Origin of the sequence: Paracoccus benzoatiresistens (assembly GCF_026913015.1) — a bacterium.
GTDB classification, from domain to species: domain Bacteria; phylum Pseudomonadota; class Alphaproteobacteria; order Rhodobacterales; family Rhodobacteraceae; genus Paracoccus; species Paracoccus benzoatiresistens.
Genome location: NZ_JAPTYD010000014.1, coordinates 23,166 through 41,600, shown reverse-complemented (window position 1 = coordinate 41,600; position 18,435 = coordinate 23,166). Strand labels below are relative to the sequence as shown.

General features: G+C 66.4%; 16 protein-coding genes and 1 tRNA gene. 11 read left to right on the top strand and 6 right to left on the bottom strand.

What is annotated here, in order from left to right; all coding sequences use genetic code 11:
- Nucleotides 1-37 precede the first annotated feature (37 nt).
- The 5 genes from fdxA (at nt 38) to OU682_RS11620 (ending at nt 2,262) form a co-directional block, all read left to right on the top strand.
- Nucleotides 38-376, top strand: a complete 339-nt coding sequence (fdxA, locus tag OU682_RS11640) for a ferredoxin FdxA (RefSeq protein WP_268942287.1) — start codon at nt 38-40, stop codon at nt 374-376.
- Between the two features lie 346 nt (nt 377-722).
- A complete protein-coding gene (locus OU682_RS11635) occupies nt 723-1,232 on the top strand; it encodes a CarD family transcriptional regulator (protein ID WP_268942286.1) in 510 nt (169 codons plus the stop codon).
- A gap of 103 nt (nt 1,233-1,335) precedes the next feature.
- The gene (locus OU682_RS11630) at nt 1,336-1,803 is read left to right on the top strand and encodes a GNAT family N-acetyltransferase (RefSeq protein WP_268942285.1); all 468 of its coding nucleotides are present in this window, start codon (nt 1,336-1,338) and stop codon (nt 1,801-1,803) included.
- A gap of 7 nt (nt 1,804-1,810) precedes the next feature.
- Complete coding sequence (locus tag OU682_RS11625) at nt 1,811-2,146, top strand: MliC family protein (protein ID WP_268942284.1); 336 nt, start codon at nt 1,811-1,813, stop codon at nt 2,144-2,146.
- A gap of 39 nt (nt 2,147-2,185) precedes the next feature.
- Nucleotides 2,186-2,262: transfer RNA gene (locus tag OU682_RS11620), tRNA-Arg, on the top strand.
- A 71-nt stretch (nt 2,263-2,333) separates the two neighbouring features.
- On the opposite strand, the gene OU682_RS11615 is transcribed toward OU682_RS11620, so the two are convergent.
- Nucleotides 2,334-2,810 (bottom strand): DUF1236 domain-containing protein, encoded by a 477-nt coding sequence (locus tag OU682_RS11615; RefSeq protein WP_268942283.1) that lies wholly within the window; start codon nt 2,808-2,810, stop codon nt 2,334-2,336.
- A 421-nt stretch (nt 2,811-3,231) separates the two neighbouring features.
- On the opposite strand from OU682_RS11615, the gene OU682_RS11610 reads away from it, so the two are divergent.
- From OU682_RS11610 to OU682_RS11595, 4 genes are all read left to right on the top strand, one after another.
- On the top strand, nt 3,232-5,469 hold the full coding sequence (locus tag OU682_RS11610) for a FepA family TonB-dependent siderophore receptor (protein ID WP_268942282.1): 2,238 nt from the start codon (nt 3,232-3,234) through the stop codon (nt 5,467-5,469).
- A 209-nt stretch (nt 5,470-5,678) separates the two neighbouring features.
- Nucleotides 5,679-7,277 carry a GMC family oxidoreductase gene (locus OU682_RS11605; protein WP_268942281.1) on the top strand — a complete coding sequence of 533 codons (1,599 nt, stop codon included), beginning with the start codon at nt 5,679-5,681 and terminating at the stop codon, nt 7,275-7,277.
- Between the two features lie 61 nt (nt 7,278-7,338).
- Nucleotides 7,339-8,967: a gamma-glutamyltransferase gene (gene ggt, locus OU682_RS11600; RefSeq protein ID WP_268942280.1), complete on the top strand. Its 1,629-nt coding sequence runs from the start codon at nt 7,339-7,341 to the stop codon at nt 8,965-8,967.
- Nucleotides 8,968-8,974: 7 nt separating this feature from the next.
- Nucleotides 8,975-9,934 (top strand): 2-hydroxyacid dehydrogenase, encoded by a 960-nt coding sequence (locus OU682_RS11595; RefSeq protein ID WP_268942279.1) that lies wholly within the window; start codon nt 8,975-8,977, stop codon nt 9,932-9,934.
- Between the two features lie 56 nt (nt 9,935-9,990).
- Here the strand turns inward: OU682_RS11595 and OU682_RS11590 are convergent, their stop codons facing one another.
- The gene (locus OU682_RS11590; RefSeq protein ID WP_268942278.1) at nt 9,991-11,361 is read right to left on the bottom strand and encodes a dicarboxylate/amino acid:cation symporter; all 1,371 of its coding nucleotides are present in this window, start codon (nt 11,359-11,361) and stop codon (nt 9,991-9,993) included.
- Between the two features lie 208 nt (nt 11,362-11,569).
- On the opposite strand from OU682_RS11590, the gene OU682_RS11585 reads away from it, so the two are divergent.
- Both OU682_RS11585 and OU682_RS11580 read left to right on the top strand, forming a co-directional pair.
- Nucleotides 11,570-13,252: a sensor histidine kinase gene (locus OU682_RS11585; RefSeq protein WP_268942277.1), complete on the top strand. Its 1,683-nt coding sequence runs from the start codon at nt 11,570-11,572 to the stop codon at nt 13,250-13,252.
- Nucleotides 13,249-14,571, top strand: coding sequence for a sigma-54-dependent transcriptional regulator (locus OU682_RS11580; RefSeq protein ID WP_268942276.1), 1,323 nt, complete (start codon nt 13,249-13,251; stop codon nt 14,569-14,571). The genes OU682_RS11585 and OU682_RS11580 overlap by 4 nt, the downstream gene beginning before the upstream one ends.
- On the opposite strand, the gene cysW is transcribed toward OU682_RS11580, so the two are convergent.
- From cysW to OU682_RS11560, 4 genes are read right to left on the bottom strand one after another with little or no spacing between them, the layout of a single operon-like run.
- Nucleotides 14,572-15,402 (bottom strand): sulfate ABC transporter permease subunit CysW, encoded by an 831-nt coding sequence (gene cysW / locus OU682_RS11575; protein WP_268942275.1) that lies wholly within the window; start codon nt 15,400-15,402, stop codon nt 14,572-14,574. It lies immediately after the preceding gene.
- Nucleotides 15,399-16,256, bottom strand: a complete 858-nt coding sequence (gene cysT / locus OU682_RS11570; RefSeq protein ID WP_268942274.1) for a sulfate ABC transporter permease subunit CysT — start codon at nt 16,254-16,256, stop codon at nt 15,399-15,401. Before cysT ends, cysW begins: the two co-directional genes overlap by 4 nt.
- On the bottom strand, nt 16,253-17,248 hold the full coding sequence (locus tag OU682_RS11565) for a sulfate ABC transporter substrate-binding protein (RefSeq protein WP_268942273.1): 996 nt from the start codon (nt 17,246-17,248) through the stop codon (nt 16,253-16,255). Before OU682_RS11565 ends, cysT begins: the two co-directional genes overlap by 4 nt.
- Nucleotides 17,245-18,342 carry a sulfate/molybdate ABC transporter ATP-binding protein gene (locus OU682_RS11560; protein ID WP_268942272.1) on the bottom strand — a complete coding sequence of 366 codons (1,098 nt, stop codon included), beginning with the start codon at nt 18,340-18,342 and terminating at the stop codon, nt 17,245-17,247. The genes OU682_RS11565 and OU682_RS11560 overlap by 4 nt, the downstream gene beginning before the upstream one ends.
- Between the last annotated feature and the right edge of the window lie 93 nt (nt 18,343-18,435).

The following is an 18,435-nucleotide window of genomic DNA, read 5'->3' as shown; positions in this document are numbered from 1 at the left end:
CGGGCGTAACTAGCCGGCAGACGGAATGGAGCCTGCGATGACCTATGTCGTGACCGATAATTGCATCATGTGCAAATATACCGACTGCGTCGAGGTCTGTCCCGTGGACTGCTTCTACGAGGGCGAGAACACCCTGGTCATCCACCCGGACGAATGCATCGATTGCGGCGTCTGCGAACCCGAATGCCCGGCGGACGCGATTCGCCCGGACACCGAACCGGCCATGGAGGAATGGGTCGAGTTCAACCGCAAGTATTCGGAAATCTGGCCAGTTATCACGCAGAAGAAAGAGCCGCTGCCAACGGCTGCTGAAATGGACGGCGTCACCGGCAAGCTAGAGAAGTATTTCTCCGAGGCGCCCGGCGAGGGGGATTGATCCCCGCGTGACGTTGCGTCGCTTTCAGCGCAATTCCGGTGATCGTTCCGGAATCCGCCAAGTCTGAAAAATCAGGCCCTTGATCTGATTGCATAGCGGCTTGGCCACACCCATATGGCTGCTTCCACTCAACCGCTTTTTTCGGCGGTGTTTTTGTGTTATGTTCCGGTCACATTCGCATCTGATGGGAGTCAGAGGCCCAGAAGGTGTGCGCCCCCAATTGTCTTTTCCTGTCCTCTGCCGGGCAGGGAAAACAACATGACCTGATAAGTGGACCGGAGGTGGCCTTTGCCGCTTGCGGTTCTTTTGTGTCCTTCCCCCGAAGGCACCACCTAGAGGAAGCCATATGTCCAAGACCAAGAAAAACGAATTCCGCCCCGATGACTTCGTCGTCTATCCGGCCCATGGCGTGGGCCGGATCGTGTCGATCGAAGAGCAGGAAGTCGCGGGACTGCGGCTGGAGATGTTTGTCATCTCCTTCGAAAAGGACAAGATGACCCTGCGCGTCCCGACCTCTCGCGCGACTGAAATCGGTATGCGCAGCCTGTCGAGCCCCGACCTGATCGACCGCGCGCTGGAAACGCTGAAGGGCAAGGCCCGTGTCAAGCGCGCCATGTGGTCGCGCCGCGCGCAGGAATACGACCAGAAGATCAACTCGGGCGACCTGATGTCGATTGCCGAGGTCGTGCGCGACCTGCACCGCAACGACGACCAGCGCGAACAGTCCTATTCCGAGCGCCAGCTGTATGAAGCCGCACTGGATCGCCTGACCCGCGAGGTCGCAGCCGTCAGCGGCGTTGACGAAGGCGCGGCGCAGAAGCGCGTCGAAGAGGTCCTGCTGTCGCGCGCAGCCTGATCCCCTGACCCGTTGCAGGGCGGCCCCGGCGGCCGCCTTTTTGCAGCCGATTGCCGGTCCCTGCGATCCTTGCTAGCCATGCGGCATCATCCGCGAGGTCGCCGTGACAGAACCCCTTTCCTTCGCATCCGAATCGCCGCTGGCCGAGGATCTGGACCTGCTGTTCCAGCGTCACACGGCGGACATGCACGCCGATACCCCTCCCGAGTCGATCCACATGCTGCCGCGCCAGGCGCTTGTGTCGTCCGCCATCGAGTTCTTTGTGCTGCGTCAGTCTGGCAAGCCCTTGGGCATGGCTGCGCTGAAGCGCCTGGACGAAGCGCATGGCGAGGTGAAGTCCATGCATGTCCTGTCCGAGGCGCGGGGAAGGGGCCTGTCCCGCCTGATGCTGGAATACCTGATCGACCATGCGCGACGCTCGGGCCTGACGCGCCTGTCCCTGGAAACCGGCGCGCAGCCCGGATTTGCCGCCGCCCGCAGCCTTTACACACGGGGCGGCTTTGCCGAATGCCCGCCCTTCGGAAGCTATCACCCCGATCCGAACAGCGTCTTCATGACGCTGGCCTTGTGAGACAGGCATGATCCGCGCCCTCATCCTTGCCGCCTGCTGCCCCGCAACGATGACTCTGGCCCAGACGGATGACCTTATCACCGCGACCTATCTTTGCGAACGCGGGGTCCAAGTGTCGGTGGTTTTCATCAATCCCGAGGGCGGTGCTTCCTACGCCGTGGCCCGGATCGACGATAAGCTGCTGGGGATGCGTCAGGTGGTCTCGGGTTCCGGGGCGCGTTATCGCAGCGGGGACGGTCCCGATGCCTATCAACTGTGGGTTAAGGGCGACGACGCGCTGATCTCGGTCGGGCCAGATGGCCAGGACAGGACGCTTTTCCGGAACTGCTCCGTGCAGCGGTGACTTGCGCATCGGCGCGCGATCCCGCAAAAGTCGGCCCGTGGCCCCGTAGCTCAACTGGATAGAGCAGCCGACTTCTAATCGGCAGGTTGAGGGTTCGATTCCTTCCGGGGTCGCCACTTTCCCGATGCCCCACAAGCAACAGGCTGGCACGAAGGCCAGCCTGTCGGTCGTCGATGTGCCGCGGGAATTATTCGTAGACGTGGATGATCTTGCGGCTGCCCGGCTCGACCAGAACCGGCCGGTCGTTCACATAGACATACTGGTATTGCGTGTTCGGCACGGCCTGGATGGGTGCGGTTTCGGGGATGACCGCGCCCACGGTGGGGGCAGCGTCCAGGACGACGGATTCCGTCTTGTGCTCCATGATGTAGGTGCGGGTTTCGGGGGTCAGCGCGTCCTCGGACACATCGCCCACCACGGCGCCGGCAAGGCCGCCCACGGCAGCGCCGATCGGGCCACCCACGGCCGCGCCGGCAATCGCGCCGGAGGCCGCGCCGCCCAAGGCACCGCCGCCGGTGGTGTTGGGATCGGTCTGAACCTTCTCGACCGAGGTCGAGGGCGTCGTCACGACAACCGGATTGGGGTCCGTGATGACGGTCGTCTGGGCAAAGGCTGCGCCGGCGGCCAGGGTGGCGGCGGCGGTCAGGGTCAGCATCGGCTTCATGGGATGTCTCCATTCATGATGTGAGGAGACAAGCTTCGATGATGCAAAAGAGTTCCACGCGCGCGGGAGCGTGATCTGCCGTAACCTATTGCTTCGCCAGCAGGCTGTCCCGCTCTGATCGAAATCAACCAGCAGCGGAGTGCGGGTTCGGCAAACTGCATGGTCCAGCAAAGCGCTCGGCAAAAGGTTCTCTCCGGTCGCCGGTTCGATCGCTTGGCCGGCGCCGTCGGCCGCACTGACGGCGGTGCCAGTCTGCACCCCTGCCGCGACGGGAAGCCCACATGACTGTTGCGTTGAGGCACTTTGCGAAAACTGTTTCTGTCGGGAATATTGTGGCTGCCGGTCCCAAGTGCTTGATGCGCGCCAGAGCCCGCGCGCCGCCAGCCAGTAAATCCAATACTTCAGGAACAGGAGCCTTTGCATGGCGGCCTTTCGTTCGCGGCTTGTCTCGGGCACGTCGCTTTCCCTTCTCATGTCGGCCGGGCTGGCGGTCGCACCCCTCCGTGCACAAGAGGTCACGGTTCTGGAGGAAATCGTCCTGACCGCCGAGGAACAGACCAAGCAGGCGCTTGGCGTGTCCCAGATCACCGAGGAGGATCTGGAGAAGCAGCCCGTCGTCAACGACATCGCGGAAGCCGTGCGCAAGCAGCCGGGGGTGAACCTGACGGGATCCACCGCGACCGGCCAGCGCGGCAACCAGCGCCAGATCGACATCCGCGGCATAGGACCGGAAAACACCCTGATCCTGATCGACGGCAAGCCGGTCCTGTCGCGCAATTCCGTCAAGATGAGCCGAGGCGGCGAACGCGACACGCGCGGCGATTCGAACTGGGTGCCCGCCGAACTGATCGAAAGAATCGAGGTGATCCGTGGCCCGGCGGCCGCGCGCTATGGCTCGGGGGCCTCGGGCGGCGTCGTGAACATCATCACCAAGCGGCCTGAAACCTTTACCGGCCAGCTCGGGCTGCACTGGAGCCAGCCCCAGAACAGCCAGGAGGGCGTGACCAAGCGCACCAACTTCATGCTGGCGGGACCGGCGGGAGAACGGCTGACAGTCCGCGTGTTCGGAAACTACAACAAGACCGGCGCCGACGATCCCGACCTGAACCCGCCCGTGACCGATCCCGAGACCGGCGAGGTTACCGAACCCTATGCCGCGCGCGAAGGGGTGGTGAACAAGGATGCCGGTGCGCTGCTGACCTGGGATGTCGCCCCCGGACACGAGCTTGACCTGCAGTTCGACTTTTCCCGCCAAGGCAACATCTTTGCCGGCGATACCCGCAACGGTGCCATCAACGACGATTCGGCCCGGCTGGCCGGGTCCGAGACCAGCCGCATGTATCGCCGCACGTTGTCCACGGCGCATCGCGGCCAATATGACTTTGGCGAATCGATGAGCTATCTTCAGTGGGAGCAGACGGACAACACGCGCCTCTGCACGGGGCTCGCGGGCCGATTCGAGGACAATTACGTCCCCTGCGTGGATACCGACGGCGACGGCGAGAACGACGCCTTTCGGTTCAACACGATCAAGCTCGACAATATCGCCGCCAAGTCCGAATGGATCATGCCCATGGACCTGGGCGGCAGGGCCAGCCGCATGACGCTGGGCGCTGAATACCGCGGCGAGTTCATGCATGACCCCCATTCGATCGCGAACGATCTTCCGCCCGAACTGGTCCCCGATGCCGGCGTCCCCGAGGATCCGGCCGACCGCGACCCCGACAGCGAACAAAACCTGATCGGGCTTTACGCGGAAAGCAACATTGAATGGGACGAGCGGCTGACCCTGACCCCTGCGCTGCGCTTCGACTACAGCGACACCTTTGGGAACGTCTGGTCGCCCGGCCTGAACGCGACCTACGAATTCAACGACGAATGGACGATGAAGCTGGGCGTGGCACGCGCCTTCAAGACGCCCAACCTGTTCCAGCTGAACCCCAACTATGTCTACCGGACGAACGGCAACGGCTGCCCCTGGGTGGACGGCGAACAGCTGAGCGGCCCCTGCCTGGTGCTGGGCAACCCGGATCTGGAGGCCGAGAAGAGCCTCAATTCCGAGATCGGCATCGCCTATGAGGGCCTGCAGGGCATCAATGCCAGCCTGACCTATTTCCACAACGATTATGACAATCGGATCGGCTCGGGCTTCGTCCAGTATAACCAGGGCGCAACCGAAAACCGGCTGTATCGCTGGGAAAACGAAGGCAAGGCGGTGGTCTCTGGGCTGGAGGGGAATTTTTCGACCGATCTGGGCGACCGGTTTGCCTTCAACGCGAACTTCACGAAGATGATCAGGTCGGAAAAGGACAATGGCGAGCCGCTGAGCCTGGTCCCCGAATACACGATCAACGCCGCGCTGGACTGGCATGCGACCGAGGCGCTGACGGTGACCCTGTCGGCCACGCATTACGGCAGGATCGAGGCCGCCTCGGTCGCCTCGACAACCGGTGAGGTTTACGAGGACACCGAAAGCCGCGATCCCTATACGCTGGTCAACCTGGGTGGCAACTGGCGGATCAACGACACGGCGCGGGTGTCCGCAGGGATCAGCAACCTGTTCGACAAGACGGTCGTGCGGACGGGCAGCGGCTCGGACGCCAATACCTTCAACGAGCCGGGCCGCGCGTTCTATCTGTCGCTCGACAGGTCGTTCTGACAGCGGCCTGCCGCAATCCCCATGCGGTCCGGCCAGCGCTGGACCGCATATGCGCGCGCCTGGACAGATCGTCACGAGGATCGATCATCGCGGTGACGCCGTCTGCCAAGCCCAGCGGCAACCCACTGCCCTGAACTGGCCTGGTGGCGAAGCGGATACAGACCTTTCAAGTGCTTGTGCAAAGGCGACTTTGCGGCGATCCTCCGCCCATGGAAAGTTGTGATTACATCGTCATCGGTGCAGGCAGCGCCGGATGCGTGCTGGCAAACCGCCTGTCCGCCGATCCCAAGGCGCGTGTCCTGCTGCTGGAGGCCGGGGGCCGCGACAATTACCACTGGATCCATATCCCGGTGGGCTATCTCTACTGTATCGGCAACCCGCGCACCGACTGGGGCTTCAGCACCCAGGCCGAGGCGGGGCTGAACGGGCGCGCGCTGCTGTATCCGCGCGGCCGGGTGCTGGGCGGCTGCTCGTCGATCAACGGCATGATCTACATGCGGGGACAGGCGGCCGATTACGACCACTGGCGCCAGCTTGGCTGCACGGGGTGGGCCTGGGACGATGTCCTGCCGCTGTTCCGCGCTCAGGAGGATTTCTATCGCGGCGCCGACGATGCGCATGGCACGGGCGGCGAATTGCGGGTGGAAACCGCCCGCGTGCGCTGGGCGGTTCTGGATGCCTTCATGGAGGCAGCCGAACAGGCGGGCATTCCGCGCACGGACGACTTCAACCGCGGCGACAACGAAGGTGGCGGCTATTTCGACGTGACGCAGCGCCGCGGCTGGCGGTGGAGCGCGGCCAAGGCCTTTCTGCGCCCGGCCTTGGGCCGTCCCAACCTGCGCGTCCTGACCGGGGCCGAGGTCGAGAGGCTTGTGATCGAGGAGGGAGAGGTCAAGGGCGTCGTCTTCCACCACGGCGGCCAGCGGCACGAGGTTCGGGCGGCCCGAGAGACCGTGCTGTCGGCGGGCGCCATCGGATCGGTGCAGATCCTGGAACAGTCGGGCGTCGGGCGCGGCGATGTCCTGCAGGCCGCGGGCATCGCCCCGCAGATCGAGGTGCCGGGCCTGGGCGAGAACCTTCAGGACCACCTGCAACTGCGGCTGATCTACAAGGTGCGCGGGGTGCCGACGCTGAACGAAAAGGCCTCTCGGTTGATGGGCAGGGCCGCCATCGGGCTGGAGTATCTTCTGAAGCGATCCGGTCCCATGTCGATGGCGCCAAGCCAGCTGGGCATCTTCGCCAGATCCGGGCCAGACAAGGCGACGGCGGACCTGGAATTCCATGTTCAGCCGGTCAGCCTGGACAAGTTCGGCGATCCGGTCCATTCCTTCCCTGCCATCACCGCCAGCGTCTGCAATCTGCGCCCGGAAAGCCGGGGCTCGGTCCATGTCGCCGGCCCGGATTTCCGCGCCCATCCGGCGATCCGGCCGAACTATCTGTCCACCCCGGGCGACCGGGACATCGCGGTCCGCGCGATCCGGCTGGCCCGCAAGATTGCCGCGCAATCCGCCTTTGCCCGCTATGACCCCGAGGAACATGTCCCCGGAATCGCCTTCCAGACCGACGACGACCTGGTCAAGGCAGCAGGCGCGGTCGGCACGACGATCTTCCACCCGGTCGGCACCTGCCGCATGGGCGCGGATGACGGCGCTGTGGTGGACCCTCGGCTGCGGATGCGCGGGCTGGGGCGGCTGCGGATCGCGGATGCATCCGTCATGCCCACCATCACCAGCGGCAATACGAATGCGCCGACGATGATGATCGCCGAAAAGGCGGCAAGGATGATGCTGGAGGATGCGCGGGCGTGACGGACCTTTTGCCCGCGCCGGCGCCCGCCCAGGGTCGCCGCGCAATGCAGGGACAAGCAGCATGACATTGTCCTTCATCTGCGAAAAGCGCCCGGCATCGGGATCGCTGGGCGTCGTCGTGACGAACGCGCCGCTCGGCTCGGCCGCGGGGATCGAGATGCTGGCCATCGGGGGCAATGCCGTCGATGCCGCCGTCGCCGCGCTGCTGACGCTGACCGTGGTGGAGCCGATGATGGTCGGCATCGCCGGCGGTGGCATCGCGCATCTGCGGCTGGCCGACGGGCGGCACGTGGTGATCGACGCGCTGTCGGTTGCGGGGCAGGGTGCGCGGCCCGACATGTTCCGTCCCGTATCCGATCTGCCCGACGCCTATATGGAGACCGAGGGCCGGCGGAACATGGTCGGGCCGTCGGCCGTGGCGGTGCCCGGCAACCTGCGCGGCTGGAACCTGATGCAGCGGCAATACGGACGGCTGCCCTGGGCCGACGTGGTCGAACCCGCCATCCGCGCTGCCGGGCGCGGTTTCGCCGTCAGCCCCTATCTGCACGGCGCGATCCGGGAGCACGAGGACGACCTGCGTGCCGATCCGGAGATCGCCCGCCTGCTGCTGCCGGATGACGCGCCGCTGCCGCCGGGCTCGCGGCTGGCGATGGGCGATTATGCGGAGAGCCTGCGGCTGATCCAGGCGCAGGGCGATGCGGCGCTGCATGGCGGGGATCTGGGCCGCGCCCTCGTGGACCGGCTGGCGATGGGCGGCCATGTGACGCTGGGCGACCTGACGGCAGCCCGCGCCATCGAGCGGCAGGCGATCCTTGGCACCTATCGCGGCTTTACGATAGCGGGTCCGCCGCCGCCTGCCTCGTCCGGCGTCCATGTCGTCCAGATGCTGAACATGCTGGAACCCTACGACCTGTGCGGCATGGGCTTTGGCAACCCGGATGCCATGGACCTGATGGCGCAGGCGATTGCCCTGGCCTTCGAGGACAGGCGCGCGGCCTCGGGCGATCCCGATTTCGTCGATGTGCCGGTGGACCGCTTCACCTCCAAGGATTACGCCCGGCAACGGATGGCGGGGCGTGCCCTGCCTGCGGCCCGGCCGATGCATGAAAGCCGCGACACCACCCACCTGACCGTGGCCGATGCGGATGGCAACATCGTCAGCGCCACGCACACGATCAACGGCTTGTGGGGCGCGCGCTTCATGGTGCCGGGAACGGGGATCATCCCCAACAACTACATGCTGAACTATGATCCCCGGCCCGGCCGGGCTCTGTCGGTGGCGCCGGGCAAGCGGGTGCCGACCTCGATGGCGCCGATGATGGTGCTGCGGGACGGCCAGCCGCTTTATGCCCTTGGGCTGCCGGGGGCGGTGCGGATCTTCCCATCGGCCATGCAGGCCATCGTCAACCTGATCGACCACGGCATGACCCTGCAGGAAGCCGTCGAGGCTCCGCGCCTGTGGACCGAGGGGCACCACCTTGAACTGGAACCGGCCTATGCCACGCAGGCCGACGCCATGCGCGCACGCGGCCATGAGGTGCGGCTGGTCAAGACCATCGGCGGCGGCATGAACGCCGTCGGACTTTCGCCAGACGGGACCATGACGGGCGCGGCCTGCTGGCGCGCGGACGGCACCGTCATGGCGCAGGGCGGCGGATTGGCGCGCCCCGGCATCCGTTTCGTGATCTGAGGGAGCCATGACCACCATCGTCCTTCTCGACCCCGCGGCACCGGAACGGCTGGACCGCATCCGCCCCTTCATGCCGCAGGACTGGCGGCTGACCACGGCGGCATCACGCGCCCCGCAGGACCAGCTTGCGGCGCTGCAAGGCGCCAGCTTCGCGATCACCGGCGACGTGCCGGTTACCGAAGCCATGTTCGCCACCCCTAGCCTGCGGGCCGTTCACAAATGGGGCGTGGGCTATGACGGCATCGACCTTGATGCCGCGCGCCGACATGGGGTGCGGGTGTTCCGGACCACCGGATCGAACGCCGTCGCGGTGGCGGAAACGGTGCTGGGCCTGATCCTGGCCCTGAACCGCAACATCGTCCGGGGCCATGTCGGCATCCTGAACGGCAGGTGGCCCAAGGGAGAGGTCGCGGCAAGCTCGACCATCCTGTCGGGCCGCACGGTCGGGATTGTCGGCATGGGCCATATCGGCAAGGCCCTAGCGGGCCTGCTGCGCGGCTTCGGCTGCCCGATCCTTTACACCAAACGAACCCCGCTGCCCGAGGCCGAGGAAGCCGAGGCTGGCGCCCGCTTCGCGCCGCTGGCCGAGTTACTGGCGACATCGGACGTGGTGACGCTGAACTGCGAACTGAACGACAGCACGCGTGACCTGATCGGGCGCGACCAACTGGCGCTGATGAAGCCGGACGCGATCCTGGTCAATGCCGCGCGCGGCGGCGTGCTGGTCGAGGCCGACCTGGCGGAGGCCATCCGAGCGGGCCGGTTGCGCGGGGCGGGGATCGACGTCTTCTCGGTCGAGCCCATCACGCCGGATAATCCGCTGCTTGGCCAGGACCGGGTGGTGCTGACCCCGCATCTCGCGGCGCTGGATGCAGGGGGCTTTGCGCCCTCGGTCACGCGGATGGTGGAAAACCTGCTGGCGGTGCAGAACGGGACGCCGCCGCGCCAGATCGACATTCTGGTCTGACCCACGAAAAAAGGCACCGCATCGCTGCGGTGCCTTGTCGTCCGTCGGGAAACGGATCAGTCGGCGCTGCGTTCGCCCAGCTGCAACCCGGCGGGATGCATGGCCAGGCCGGTGACCGGGGCGGCGTCGCCCTCGGGGTCGCGCCCGCCCATCACGGCATCGAAGCGTTCCCTGTCCAGCGCGCCCTGCCAGCGGCTGACCACAACGGTGGCGACTGCGTTGCCGATGAAGTTGGTGATCGAGCGGCATTCCGACATGAAGCGGTCCACGCCCAGGATCAGCGCCATCCCAGCGACCGGCACCGTCGGCACGACCGACAGCGTCGCGGCCAGGGTGATGAAGCCGGCGCCCGTCACGCCTGCGGCGCCCTTCGACGACAGCATCGCGACCAGCAGCAGCAGCACCTGCTGTTGCAGCGTCAGGTCGGTGTTGGTGGCCTGGGCGATGAACAGCGCGGCCAGGGTCATGTAGATGTTGGTGCCGTCCAGGTTGAAGCTGTAGCCGGTCGGTACGACCAGGCCCACGACAGGGCGCGCACAGCCCGCCTTTTCCATCTTCTCCATCAGCGAGGGAAGCGCGGATTCGGACGACGAGGTGCCCAGGACCAGCAGGATCTCGGCCTTCAGATACGAGATCAGCTTGAAGATCGAGAAGCCGTTGACCATGCAGACCGCGCCCAGGACCACGATCACGAACATGGCCGAGGTCAGGTAGAACGTGCCCACCAGCATCGCCAGGTTGGCGATCGAGGCGATGCCGTACTTGCCGATGGTAAAGGCGAATGCGCCGAAGGCACCGATGGGCGCGGCCTTCATCAGGATGTCGACGACGCGGAAGATCGCGAAGCTGGCCGATTCCAGGATGTTGAGGACCGGCTTGCCCTTTTCGCCGACCATGATCAGGCCGATGCCGAACAGGATCGCCACGAACAGGACCTGCAGGATGTTGCCTTCCACGAAGGCCGACACCAGCGTCGTCGGGATGATATCCATCACGAAGCCGGTCAGCGAGGTCTCGTGCGCCTTCTCGGCATAGCCGGTCACGGTCGAGGCATCGAGGCTGGCCGGGTCGATGTTCATGCCCGCGCCAGGCTGGATGACGTTTGCCACGATCAGGCCGACGATCAGCGCCAGGGTCGAGAAAGTCAGGAAGTAGGCGAAGGCCTTGCCCACGACCGATCCGACGCCGCGCAGCGAGCCCATTCCCGCGAGGCCGGTGACGATGGTCAGGAAGATGACGGGGGCGATGATCATCTTGACCAGCTTGATGAAGCCGTCGCCAAGCGGCTTCAGCGCCTCGCCCGTCTGCGGATAGAAGTGGCCCAGCAAGGCGCCCGCCGCGATAGCGATGACGACCTGGAAATACAGATGGCGGTAGAATGGCCGCTTCTCATGGGCCACGGGATGCGCGGAAGTGTCCAGCTGCATGAAAAGGCCTCCTCCAGCCTTGAGTATGTCAATGCGATGACGGACATCCTACGCTAGGGGCAGCTGTGCCCAAAAAACTTGCCACATGGCAGCAATGCACTGAAAACATGGCTGTTTTCTTCTGGTAGCGCCCAAGATATGTGTGGTTTTCCGCACAGTCTTGGGCTGCTAGTGTGGAAATGGAAACACTTGCCGGAGATGGAGACTGGTGCAGGACAAACAGGATACCTCGCCCACGACGACCGATTCGCCGGTCCTCTCGCGCGCGGCGGGATGGCTGGTCCTGGCGCTTGCGCTGGCGCTGCTGGTCCTGGTTCCCGCGGCAACCTTCTGGGGCGTCCGGGCCGGTGCGCTGCAGGGATTGCGCGACGAGGGTCTGGCCGCCGCGCAATCACGCGCGATGACGCTGGAAAGCATCCTGGACCGCCAGCGCGCGGTTGTCGCCATCCTGTCCGACGATGCCATAGTCAAGGCCACTCTTCGCGGGGCCCAGCCCGGCGGGAACCTCGTATCGGCCAAGCTGGAGCGCCTGCGGGCCGCGACGCAGAGCAGCGTCCTTTATCTGCTGGACGGCAGGGGCCGAACCGTCGCCGCGTCGAACTGGAACCAGCCGGACAGCTTCGTGGGACACAACTACAGCTTTCGCGATTATTTCCGGCTGGCACGGCCGACCGCGATGGAATTCGCGCTTGGCACCGTCAGCCGAGAGCCGGGCCTGTATCTGTCCCATGACGTGCGGGTTGGCGCCGCGCTGCTGGGGGTGGTGGTTGTCAAGGTGGAATTCGACACGCTGGAAGCCGCATGGGCGCGCAGCCCGAACGCCACCCATGTGACCGATGCCAATGGCCGGGTCATCATCACCACCGACGCGGAGCTGCGTTTCAGGACCGCCCCGCCTGCGGCGCCCGACAGCCTGCCGATCGCCCTGCCGGTCCGGGGAACGGGCTGGACCCTGGCCATGCATGTGCCCACGCGGGAAGTGCGGCAGACGGCGGCCTATGCCGCAGGCAGCGCGGGCCTGGCGACGCTGCTGCTGATGGCGCTGGCAAATCAGGCCCGCCGCGCGCGGCTGCGCGCCGCCCTTAAGGCCCGCGCCGACCGCGCCTATCGGGTCGAACTGGAGCACGCGGTGGCCGAACGCACCCGCGATCTCTCCGACGAGATCCGGGAACGGCAACTGGCCCAGCAGCGCCTGTCGCAGATGCAGTCGGATCTGGTGCAGGCCAACAAGCTGGCGACCATGGGCCAGATCACCGCGGGCGTGGCGCATGAGATCAACCAGCCCTTGGCCACGATCCGGCTGCTGGCCGAGAACGGGCAGGCGATGGCGCCCGGCGGGCCTGCAAGCGACAATCTGGCCCGCATCTCGCGCATGACTGACCGGATCGGCCAGATCACCGACCAACTTCGCGACTTCGCCCGCAAGGCCACCGGAGAGATCGGCCCCGTTTCCCTGCGCCCGGTGATCGAGGCCTCGATGCTGCTGACGGCCAGCCTCCGCAAGGCCAGCGACATGCCCGTCCATCTGCCCGAGATCCCCGAGGGGCTGGCGGTGACAGGCGAGCGGGTGCGGGTGGAACAGATCCTCGTGAACCTGCTGACCAACGCGTCAGAGGCACAGGAAGGCCGCGCCGACGCCTGGATCCGCATCGGGGTTCAGGCCGACGCGGACCGTGTCACGCTGACCGTCTCGGACAATGGCCCCGGCCTGTCGCCGCAGGTCAGGGACCAGCTTTTCGCGCCCTTCGCGACCAGCAAGGCGCAGGGCCTGGGGCTGGGGCTGGTGATTTCCCGCGACATCGCCCGCGAATTCGGGGGCGAACTGTCCGCCGACGATCCCGTGCCGGGCCAGGGCGCCACTTTCCGCCTTGTCCTGAGGAGATCGGCATGACCGGGCTGGTCCGGCTGGTGGAAGATGACGAGGATCTGCGCGCGGCCCAGGTCCAGACCCTGCAGATGGCGGGGTTCGAGGTTCAGGATTTCGGGCTGGCGGGCGATGCACTGGTGGGCATTACGCGCGACTATCCGGGCGTGGTCCTGTCCGACGTGCGAATGCCCGGCATGGACGGGTTGCAACTGTTCCAGCGCCTCCGCGACATCGACCCCGATCTGCCGGTGATCCTGCTGACCGGGCATGGCGACGTGCCCATGGCGGTCGCGGCGCTGAAGGCGGGGGCCTATGACTTCCTGACCAAGCCCGTGGGGCGCGACGTGCTGCTGGCCGCGCTGAATCGTGCCGCCGGCGCCCGCGCCCTGGTGCTGGAGAACCGGGAACTGCGGCAAGCCAGCCATGACGCCGCCGCCAGCTTTCCCGAGCTTGGCGGCAGCAGCGAGGTCATGCAGCATCTGCGAGCGGCGCTGGACCGCGTGGCCGAGGCCGAGGGCAATGCCCTGCTGACCGGCCCCGACGGCGCGGGCAAGCTGACCGTCGCCCGCGCGATCCACCGCCAGGGACCGCGCCGCTCCCGCGCCTTCGTGCATCTGGCTTGCGACGCGCTGGATGATGCGCGCTTCGACGCCGACCTGCTGGGCAGTGAGGCGCCGGGGCCGCGTGGGACAAGGCAGGTGGGCCATTTGGAGCGGGCGCAGCGCGGCGCACTGTTCCTGGACAGGGTGGATGCGCTGACGCCGGCCATGCAGGCGCGGCTGGCCGCGATCTTCGAGGCGGGCGAGTTCTGGCCGGCGGGTGCCGCCGCCCCGCGCCCGATGGATGTGCAGCTTCTGGGCTCGAACACCGCCGATCTGGCGCGACTGGTGGCCGAGGGACAGTTCGACGCGCGGCTGTTCTATCGCCTGTCGGCCACCGTGTTGTCCGTGCCCTCGCTGGCGGAACGGCGCGAGGATATTCCCGCGCTTTACCGCCAGTTCCTGCTGGCGGCCTCGGCCCGGCTGGACCGCCCCGTGCCCGCCATGACGGGCGCGGTCAAGGCGCGGCTGTCGGCGCATGGCTGGCCGGGAAACCTGCCGGAACTGCGCGGCTTTGCCGAAAGCCAGGCAATCGGCGTAACGCCCTTCGATGCGCAGGCCAACGGCACCGCGCCCGGATTGTCCGAACTGGTCGCCACCTACGAGGCCGAACTGATCCGCGATGCCCTTCGCCTGGCGGGCGGCAATGCCACGGCGGCGATGGCGCGGCTGCAACTGCCGCGCAAGACCTTTTACGACAAGCTGGCGCGCCACGGGATCAGGCCCATCGACTTTCGGCGCTGATCAGCGGGTCCGGCCCTCAAGGACGGTTTTCAGGATCAGCACCACAAGCGCGATCAGCGTCAGGGTGGATGCAGCGGCAAAGGCGCCGACCGTGTTCAGGTCGTTGAACAGCAGCTCGATCTGCAGGGGCAGGGTCATCGTCTGCCCCCGGATCGCGCCGGACACCACCGATACCGCCCCGAATTCGCCCACGGCCCGTGCGGTCGCCAGAACGGCCCCATAGAGCAGCGCCCAGCGGATATTCGGCAGCGTCACCCGCCGGAAGATCTGCCAGCCCGACGCCCCCAGCGTCAGCGCCGCCTGTTCCTGTTCGGACCCCTGCGCCTGCATCAGGGGCAGGACTTCCCTTGCGACAAAGGGGCCGGTCACGAACAGCGTGACCATGACGATGCCGGGCAAGGCGAACAGGATCTTGATGTCCCCCGCCGCAAGCACCGGGCCAAGCAGCCCCTGCCGTCCGTAAAGCAGCAGGTAGCAGACGCCGGCGATGATCGGAGAGATCGAAAACGGCAGTTCGATAATCGTCAGCAGCGCCTTGCGGCCGGGAAAGGTGAAGCGCGCGATCAGCCATGCGGCGGCAATGCCGATGACGAGGTTGATGGGCAGCGTGACCACGGCCACGGCCGCCGTCAGCCAGATCGCGTGCAGCGTGTCGGGGGCCAGGATGTTCTGGGCGAAGATCGCGAAGCCCCCGGACAAGGCGCGCCAGAAGATATAGATCAGCGGCACCACGACGATGAACAGGGTCAGCATGACCGCCAGGCCGATCAGCAGCCATCGGGCGCTGCGGTCCTGGCGCGGGGCAAGCGTGGCGGGGACGGCAGGCGTCATGCGGGAACCCTCCGCCGGGTCAGGCGGGATTGCAGCCAGTTCGAGACGACCAGCAGCACCATGGCAATCGCCACCAGCGTCAGCGCGATGGCGGCAGCGCCGTTGTAGTCGTATTCCTCGAGCCGGATCACGGCCAGAAGCGAGGCGATTTCCGTCTTCATCGGCAGGTTGCCCGCGATGAAGATCACCGCGCCGAATTCGCCAAGCGACCGCGCAAAGGCGATGGTGGTCCCGACCAGGAAGGACGGCAGGATCGCCGGGAAGATCACCCTGGCGAAGGTCTGGAACGGGGTCGCGCCAAGGGTGCGGGCCGCTTCTTCCTGGCTTTGGTCTAGATCCTCCAGGATCGGCTGGACGGTGCGGACCACGAAGGGGATCGAGGTGAAGGACATGGCGATGGCCACCCCCCAGATCGTATAGACCACCGAGATCCCGACGGGGGCCAGCAACTGCCCATACCAGCCGTTTTCCGAAAACAGCGCGGTCAGCGACAGGCCGGCGACGGCGGTCGGCAGGGCGAAGGGGATGTCCATCATCGCGTCCAGCAGCCTGCGCCCCGGAAAGCGGTAGCGGACCAGAACCCAGGCCATCAGCAAGCCGTAAAGCGCGTTGAACACCGTCGCCAAGGCGGCGGCGGTGATGGTCAGCCGCAAGGCGGCCAATGTGCGGGGCGCGGTCACGATCTCCCAGAAGCGGACGGGGCCGATTTCAGCCCCCTTCAGCACCAGGGCAATGACGGGCAGCAGAACGATGACGCCGACATAAGTCAGCACCAGCCCCATCGTCAGGCCGAAGCCCGGCAGGACCCGCCTTTGCCGCCCGGCAGGGGCGTCGATGACCGCCGCGACGCTCATTGGTTCACGAACACCGCATCAAGGATCCCGCCTTCGGCGAAGTGCTCCTCCTGGACCTTGTCCCAGCCGCCGAAGACCTCCTCGACCGTGACCAGCTTCACGTCGGGGAAGTTCGCGGCGAATTCGGCGGTGATCGCCTCGTCATGCACGCGGTTGAAGTTCCGCGCCAGGATCCGCTGCGCATCGGGCGAATAAAGGAAGTCGAGGTAAGCCTTCGACACCTCGGCCGTGCCCTTGTCCTCGGCGTTCTCGGTCACGACCGCCACGGGGAATTCGGCCAGGATCGACAGCGAGGGCGTGACCCGCTCCAGCTTGGCATCGGCATATTGTTTCGCGATGCCGCCGGTCTCGGCCTCGAAGGTGATCAGCACGTCGCCGATGCCACGCTCCGCGAAGGTCGTGGTCGCTGCGCGTCCGCCCTGGTCGAAGACCGGCACATTGGCGAAGATCTTCTTCACGAATTCCTGCGCGGCCGCCTGGTCGCCGTTGTTCTTGTCCAGCGCATAGGCATAGGCCGCCAGATAGGTGTAGCGAGCGTTGCCGCTGGTCTTGGGGTTGGGGAAGATCACCTGCACGCCTTCCTGCGCCAGGTCGTCCCAGTCGTCGATCTGCTTCGGATTGCCCTCGCGCACCAGGAAGGCGGGCAGCGAGTAATAGGGCGAGGCCTGGTTCGGGAAAGCCTCGCGCCAGTTCTCATCAACCATCCCGCCTTCGGCCAGGACGTCGATATCGGTGACCTGGTTGAAGGTCACGACATCGGCGGGCAACCCTTCCAGGATCGCGCGGGCCTGTTTCGAGGAACCGCCATGCGACTGGTCGATGGTCACGGTCCGGCCGGTCTGCTCCTGCCATTTCTGTGCAAAGACCGGGTTCAATTCCGCGAACAGTTCGCGGGCGACGTCGTACGACACGTTCAGGATCGCGTCCTGTGCAAGTGCGGGCGAGGCAAGGCCCAGCACAAGGGCAAGGGCGGTGGTCAGACGGGTTTTCACGAGCGAGTCTCCTTCAGGGTCCGGGATGTGGCGGCGGGCAGGGCGGCGGGCACCGTGCCGCCGGGAAAGATCTGGCCCGCCACGATGCGCAGCCCGATGCGTTGGCCGACGCGCAGATCGCGGCCGCCGCGGCGCGGCACCTCGGCCTCGATCCAGCAGCCGGCGTCATTCTGCGCCACGATCCGCAGCAGCGCGCCGGTGGAGGCGATCTCGGTCACGCGGAAGGGCGCGGCAGGATCGGACACGGGCTGGATGTCGGCGGGGCGAAGGAACAGCGTCGCGGAACCGTCGGGAATGGCGCGGCGGGGCAGGCCGGACAGGTCCAGGCCCGCGGCCTCGGCCCGGCCCGCGCGCATGGTCACGGGCAACTCGACCGTCAGGCCCAGGAAGCGGGCAACGAAGGGCGTGGCCGGATGGTCATAGATCTCGTCCGGCTGGCCGATCTGCTCGATCACGCCGCCGTTCATCACCACGACGCGGTCGGCAAGCTCGAAGGCTTCCTCCTGGTCGTGGGTCACGAAGATGGTGGTGGTGCCCGCGCTGTCATGAACGCCCCGCAGCCAGCGGCGCAGGTCGCGCCGGACCTGGGCGTCAAGGGCGCCGAAGGGCTCGTCCAGCAGCAGCACGCGCGGCTCGATGGCCATGGCGCGGCCCAAGGCCACGCGCTGGCGCTGCCCGCCGGAGAGTTCCGCCGGATAGCGGTCGGCCAAGCCGTCGATCTGCAGGAAGCGCAGCAGCCGGTCCACGGTGGCCGCGATCTGCGCCTTGCCGGGGCGGCTGGCGCGCGGCAGGACGGTCAGGCCAAAGGCGATGTTGTCGCGCACCGTCATGTGCGGGAACAGGGCGTAATGCTGGAAGACGAAACCGATGCGCCGTTCCGCCGCCGATCTTTGCAGCCAGTCGGTGCCGTCGAAGGACAGCCCGCCCGCATCCGGCCAGTCGAGCCCCGCGATGATCCGCAAAAGCGTCGTCTTGCCCGACCCCGAGGGGCCGAGAAGGGCGATCAGCTCGCCCTGGCGCACCTCAAGCTCGATCCCGCGCAGGACGGGTGTCGCGCCAAAGCGCCGGGCAAGATGCGAGATGACAAGCGACATGGGCGGCCTTCCTGTTTGCGGGCCACAGTTAGCAAGGGGGGCGGGGCTTGCCAAGGAAGGGGGGCTTGCGCTTCGGGTCGGGAAAGCAGGACA

Coding starts and splice junctions, on each gene's coding strand:
- fdxA (WP_268942287.1), top strand. CDS start 38: ATGACCTATGTCGTGACCGATAATTGCATCATGTGCAAATATACCGAC.
- OU682_RS11635 (WP_268942286.1), top strand. CDS start 723: ATGTCCAAGACCAAGAAAAACGAATTCCGCCCCGATGACTTCGTCGTC.
- OU682_RS11625 (WP_268942284.1), top strand. CDS start 1,811: ATGATCCGCGCCCTCATCCTTGCCGCCTGCTGCCCCGCAACGATGACT.
- OU682_RS11615 (WP_268942283.1), bottom strand. CDS start 2,810: ATGAAGCCGATGCTGACCCTGACCGCCGCCGCCACCCTGGCCGCCGGC.
- OU682_RS11610 (WP_268942282.1), top strand. CDS start 3,232: ATGGCGGCCTTTCGTTCGCGGCTTGTCTCGGGCACGTCGCTTTCCCTT.
- OU682_RS11605 (WP_268942281.1), top strand. CDS start 5,679: ATGGAAAGTTGTGATTACATCGTCATCGGTGCAGGCAGCGCCGGATGC.
- ggt (WP_268942280.1), top strand. CDS start 7,339: ATGACATTGTCCTTCATCTGCGAAAAGCGCCCGGCATCGGGATCGCTG.
- OU682_RS11595 (WP_268942279.1), top strand. CDS start 8,975: ATGACCACCATCGTCCTTCTCGACCCCGCGGCACCGGAACGGCTGGAC.
- OU682_RS11590 (WP_268942278.1), bottom strand. CDS start 11,361: ATGCAGCTGGACACTTCCGCGCATCCCGTGGCCCATGAGAAGCGGCCA.
- OU682_RS11580 (WP_268942276.1), top strand. CDS start 13,249: ATGACCGGGCTGGTCCGGCTGGTGGAAGATGACGAGGATCTGCGCGCG.
- cysW (WP_268942275.1), bottom strand. CDS start 15,402: ATGACGCCTGCCGTCCCCGCCACGCTTGCCCCGCGCCAGGACCGCAGC.
- cysT (WP_268942274.1), bottom strand. CDS start 16,256: ATGAGCGTCGCGGCGGTCATCGACGCCCCTGCCGGGCGGCAAAGGCGG.
- OU682_RS11560 (WP_268942272.1), bottom strand. CDS start 18,342: ATGTCGCTTGTCATCTCGCATCTTGCCCGGCGCTTTGGCGCGACACCC.